Source organism: Paenibacillus sp. AR247 (assembly GCF_002968895.1).
Classification (GTDB): domain Bacteria; phylum Bacillota; class Bacilli; order Paenibacillales; family Paenibacillaceae; genus Paenibacillus_AQ; species Paenibacillus_AQ favisporus.
On record NZ_PCZT01000009.1, the window covers coordinates 1,762,955 to 1,768,154 of the forward strand.

A 5,200-nucleotide genomic window follows, 5' to 3' on the forward strand; every position below is an offset into this window, starting at 1 on the left:
GATCGCCCGTACGCCAATGCTGATCGGCTCCAGCACCCGGGGCCGGTTCAGCGGGTTCGGCGGCGTGTTATACGTCGAGCTGTGCGGCATTCGGGTCGGAATCAGTGAGCCGTCGAGCGGCTGCCCCAAACCGTCCAGCACCTTGCCAAGCAGCTCGGAGCCAACCTGAACGCTTAGCGGCTTGCCCGTGCCGACCACATCGCACCCCGGTCCGATCGACTGCAGCTCACCGAGCGGCATGAGCAGAACCTTGTTGTCGCGGAAACCGACAACCTCCGCCTGCAGCGGCTTGGCTCCTTTGCTCGGATAAATGTAGCAGACGTCTCCGACGCTGGCGTCCGGGCCTTCCGACTCGACCATCAGTCCGATGACCTGGGTGACTTTTCCGTTGATCCGGACCGGATCGATGTTCCGCAAATGCTCCATATACCGTCCGCTGTCAAGCACCTTCATCTTGGTCTCTCCGTTCCCCTTCGTCCAGAGCGATGCGTATCAGCTCTTTTTTGATTTCGGTCAGCTGTGTTTCCACGCGTGCGTCGACGCTGCCGAATGAGGAGCGGATGACGCAGCCGTGATCATGGACCGTAGCATCCGGCAGGATTTGCAGCTCCGCTTGCGAATCGATCGCCACGCTGAGCTCTTCCCGGGCGGCCTGGACAAAAGCGAAATGCTCCGGCGCCACGCATAGCGTAATCACACCCTGCTCCCGTTTACGGGACAAGTTCTTCCGAATGAGATCGATCGCAAAATCCCGGTCCACGGTCAGCTGCTTGTCGATCACTTTCTCGGCGATGGCACAGCTCAGATCTACGAGAAAGGGCTCGGCTTCCTGAATGATCTGCTCCTTGATCATATAGGCATGCCGCAAAACCGACTGGGCTTCGGCCATCATTTCCTGAAGCTTGGCCGCAAGATCCGCTTCCGCTTTCTCAGCGCCTTCCCGGTATCCCTCAGCGTAGCCTTCCGACTTCACGGCCTCGATCAGGTGCTCGTCCTGCTCCCTGCGTTCCTGCCACCAGGCATTGATCTTCTCCTCGTTTTCGGCCAGTATCCGCTGCGCCTCTTCAGACGCCTCACGGATGTGACGCTCCGCGAACTCCTTGGCATCCTGCAGCATTTCCTGGCCTGCTCCGGAAGCGCATAGTGCCTTGCCAGATCCAGCCGCTTGAGGGCTTCCACCGGTACATACTGCGAAGACTTAATCAAATTAGACAATGATGTCATCTCCTCCGCCGCGGGCGATGATAATCTCCCCGGCTTCTTCCAGTCTGCGGATGGTGCCTACGATGCGGGTCTGAGCTTCTTCGACGTCACGCAGCCGCACTGGCCCCATATATTCCATCTCTTCCTTGAAGGTTTCGGCCATCCGCTTGGACATGTTGCGGAAAATGACGTCCCGCACCTCTTCGCTCGCCACCTTGAGGGCAAGCTGAAGGTCGGCGTTCTCGATGTCGCGGATGATCCGCTGAATGGAACGGTTGTCGACGTTGACGATATCCTCGAACACGAACATTCTCTTTTTGATTTCTTCGGCCAGCTCAGGATCCTGAATTTCGAGCGAATCGAGGATCGTTCGTTCGGTTCCCCGGTCGACCCCGTTCAAAATCTGTACGATCGATTCGATGCCGCCGGCATTCGTGTAATCCTGTGTCACGGTCGCCGACAGTTTCTGCTCCAGCACGCGTTCTACCTGGGCGATAACTTCAGGTGACGTGCTGTCCATAACCGCGATTCTTCTTGCCACATCCGCCTGCTTTTCCTGCGGTAGGGAGGACAGAATCGCCGCCGCCTGCTCAAACTGCAGATAGGAGAGCACCAGGGCGATCGTCTGGGCATTTTCGTTCTGTATAAAGTTCAAAATCTGGTTCGGATCCGCTTTGCGGGCAAAATCGAACGGGCGCACCTGCAGCGTCGCCGTCAGACGGTTGATGACCTCCAGCGCTTTTTGCGAGCCGAGCGCCTTTTCAAGAATTTCCTTGGCGTAGTTGATGCCGCCCTGCGAAATATATTCCTGAGCCAGACAGATTTGATGAAACTCGGACATAATCAGGTCCTTTTCCACACTGTCCACTTTGCGCACATTGGCGATTTCCAGCGTCAGCTGCTCAATCTCGTCGTCACGCAAGTGCTTGAAAATTTGTGCGGACACTTCCGGTCCCAGCGTAATGAGCAGGATGGCCGCTTTTTGGCGCCCGCTCAGTGCCTGGCTGTTTGCTTTTGCCATAAATCCACCCCCTATTCATCCGCGAGCCATGTGCGCAGCAGGTTGACGAATTCATCCGGCTTTCTCTTCGCCAGCGTCTCCAGCTGTTTGCGCACCTGACTTTCGTTCGTCACGCTCTCCAGATTAATGGAAGGAAACTCTGCCGCAGGCGGCAGAGGAAGATCTTCTTCAATTTCCTCTTTGTTCTTGCGGCGGCGGTAAATCAGGTAACCTCCACCCGCAAGAAGCGCAAGCGCGGCAAGGCCAATTCCCCACAGCATGCCTTGGGAAAGCTTGATTCCACTCGGCTGGGTAACATTACCACTGAAAGGTTGCGAATAGACCGAAACTTTTTTAGCCAAATCAGCGTCTGTATATGTAATACCGGAATCGGCAAGCGATGCCCTTACGATATTTACCAAGATATTCTGAATGGCATCTCTGGTTTGTTGATCTACACTGGTTTGTCCCGTTGGTGGTTCAACTGCTACGTTTATGGTTAAATCTTTTACGGTATACGGACTGGCAACGATGTCTTTGGTAATATGGTTAACCTCGTAATTGATCGTCTTGGACAAATCCTCGGAAGTTACGTCACCTGTGGACGAGTTACTTGGATACCCCGGCACCTGGGTTTGGCCCGTGCCCGCCACTCCGCTATCCGGATTGCTCTTACCCGTATAATTCTTCGAAATTTCCTGAACGCTGATTTCAATGCCTTTCATGTTCTCCGTATCTACCGGTGTCACCATGTTTTCCTTGCTCTGAACTTTATCGAAATTCAGCTTGGAGACGACGAGGACATCGACTTTATTCGGTCCCATGAACTGGCTCAGAAACTCTTTGACGTTCTGGCGAACTTCGCTTTCGAACTTTTTCTGAAGCGCAAAATTTTCTTCGACGGACGAGGACAGCGTTCCCGAACCGCCTTGGGCCGACGACAGCAGCTCCGTATTGCCCTCTGATTCGGTGATGGTGATATTCTCTACCGGCAGATTCGGTACGGCGGTCTTGACCAAGTTGAAGTACCCGTCGATCGTTTGCTGGCTTGGATGATAACCCGGCTTAAAAGGTAAGCACGACTGAGGCGCTTGTCTTTCTCCTGGTCTTCTTCGCTTGCAAACACGCTTTCTTTCGGCAGGTTTACTAGGACTTTAGCCTTACTTATGCCATTCATGCTCGTGAGCAGCTGCTCAACTTCTCCGTTCAATGCGTTGTTGTACTTGACGTTAAACTCGCTGTCGGTTGTGCCGATCGATGATGATTGATCGAACGTTTTGAAACCGATGGATCCGTTCTGAATGAGTCCCTGTGAGCCGACATCGACCTTGATGCGGGCCGCCTCCGTACTCGGTACTGAAATGGATGTTCCGTTAGGACTCAATTTATACGGGATGTTGTTCGTATCAAGGTAGTTCATAATGCCTGCGGAGTCACTGGCATTCAAGTCCTTGAAGGCCACTTCATACTCCGTTTTGGAAAACTGCATGGTCAGCACGACAATGGCGATGATAATAAAAGCGATCGTAGAAATGAATAAAATTTTCTGCTTTTTGCTGAATTGATTCCAGTATTGAACGACCTTGTCCTTATACTGGACGATTCTTTCGTTCACAACGTCACCCACCCCACCCGAAAACTTAGCATAAATCTATGAATGAATAGGTTCAGGCGATCCGCCAAATCCTTCGTTCACTCTTTTGTCTGCAACCTTTAAATTTGCGTCCGCATGATCTCCTGGTACGCTTCGATCGCTTTGTTCCGAATCTGCGTCGTCAGCTCCAGGCTGAGAAGCGCTTTTTGCGAAGAAACCATCACCTGGTCCACATCAACTTGTCCGAGCATGAACTGATTGTTCATTTCTTCGGCGGCTTTCTCTTGCCCGGCCACCTGGTTCAGCGCATTTTCCAGATAAGATCCGAAATCGCTAAGGGATTGGGCTGGCGTCTTGCTTGCGCTTGATGCGCTTTGCTTCATGTCGAGCGGTTGGATGCTTTGTGTCGAAAACATCGAGTTTTGAATCATCAATGTCCCTCCTTACCTGCATTTATTTATTCAAACTAGGCTTATCGACCTATTTCCAAGGCCTTCGTGATCATCGCTTTTGAGGAATTCAGCGCTGTGACGTTCGCTTCGTAAGATCTCGTGGCCGAAATCATATCGATCATTTCTTTGGCGATATCCACGTTAGGCATGTAGACATACCCTTGCGCATCTGCATCCGGATGAGTCGGATTGTATACCGGCTTCAGCGGCGTCTGATCCTCCTGGATTGCAGCCACTTTCACACCTTTCCCCGCACTTTGTCCGTTCATTTGTGCTTCCAGCATGCTGGAGAAATCCGATTCATTCGGCGAAAGCACAACCATTTTGCGGCGGTACGGCACCGCTTTGCCGTCAACCACCGACGCTCTCGTCGTTTCCGCATTCGCAATGTTGGACGAAATGACGTCCATCCGCAAACGCTGTGCCGTCAGCGCCGAAGCGCTAATCCCAAAGCTGCTGTTCATGTTCACCCGCGATTATCTCCCTTCAATGGCTGTCCGCATCATTTTGATCTGGTCGTTCATCTGCTGGATGTAGGCGTTGTACTGAAGCTGGTTGTCAGCCAGTGCGGACATCTCCCGGTCAATATCCACATTGTTCATATTGTTGTTCATCGCTGTCGATTGGTCCTCCGTTACAACTGGATCCGGGACCGAATTCGTAGGACCAATGACGAAGTGCCGGGGATCGGTGACCCTGCCGCGAAGCTGAGGTGCAGATCCATTAATTTCCTGCTGGAGCAGGCTTTCAAATGACACTTCGGACCGTTTGAAATAAGGTGTGTCGACATTGGCAATGTTGTTCGCAATGACTCTCTGGCGCGCGTTTGCCGCCTGAAGTCCGCCTTCCAAACGTTGAAAGCTGACGCTGTTCAGCAAATCCATTCCGTATCCCCCTTATTTTCCATAACTTTACTATTTTGTCCGTGGGGAACTTTCTTCCCAATTTCAC

At 52.6% G+C, this 5,200-nt stretch carries 6 protein-coding genes and 2 pseudogenes; all 8 read right to left on the bottom strand.

Annotated elements, in window-relative coordinates:
* Positions 1-453 (bottom strand): annotated as a pseudogene (fliI, locus tag CPT76_RS39890) (flagellum-specific ATP synthase FliI); the annotation flags it as partial.
* Positions 440-1,215 (bottom strand): annotated as a pseudogene (locus tag CPT76_RS16545) (FliH/SctL family protein). The pseudogenes CPT76_RS16545 and fliI, both read right to left, overlap by 14 nt.
* The gene (gene fliG, locus CPT76_RS16550; protein WP_076168160.1) at positions 1,208-2,224 is read right to left on the bottom strand and encodes a flagellar motor switch protein FliG; all 1,017 of its coding nucleotides are present in this window, start codon (positions 2,222-2,224) and stop codon (positions 1,208-1,210) included. Before fliG ends, CPT76_RS16545 begins: the two are co-directional and overlap by 8 nt.
* An 11-nt stretch (positions 2,225-2,235) precedes the next feature.
* Positions 2,236-3,222, bottom strand: a complete 987-nt coding sequence (locus CPT76_RS42130) for a flagellar M-ring protein FliF C-terminal domain-containing protein (protein WP_374954653.1) — start codon at positions 3,220-3,222, stop codon at positions 2,236-2,238.
* A complete protein-coding gene (gene fliF / locus CPT76_RS42135; protein ID WP_374954654.1) occupies positions 3,189-3,818 on the bottom strand; it encodes a flagellar basal-body MS-ring/collar protein FliF in 630 nt (209 codons plus the stop codon). The genes CPT76_RS42130 and fliF overlap by 34 nt, the downstream gene beginning before the upstream one ends.
* A gap of 98 nt (positions 3,819-3,916) precedes the next feature.
* The gene (fliE, locus tag CPT76_RS16560) at positions 3,917-4,228 is read right to left on the bottom strand and encodes a flagellar hook-basal body complex protein FliE (protein WP_105443630.1); all 312 of its coding nucleotides are present in this window, start codon (positions 4,226-4,228) and stop codon (positions 3,917-3,919) included.
* Positions 4,229-4,269: 41 nt separating this feature from the next.
* On the bottom strand, positions 4,270-4,713 hold the full coding sequence (gene flgC, locus CPT76_RS16565; protein ID WP_234489631.1) for a flagellar basal body rod protein FlgC: 444 nt from the start codon (positions 4,711-4,713) through the stop codon (positions 4,270-4,272).
* A gap of 12 nt (positions 4,714-4,725) precedes the next feature.
* Entirely contained in the window at positions 4,726-5,133 is a 408-nt protein-coding gene (flgB, locus tag CPT76_RS16570; protein WP_105443631.1) for a flagellar basal body rod protein FlgB, read from the bottom strand.
* Between the last annotated feature and the right edge of the window lie 67 nt (positions 5,134-5,200).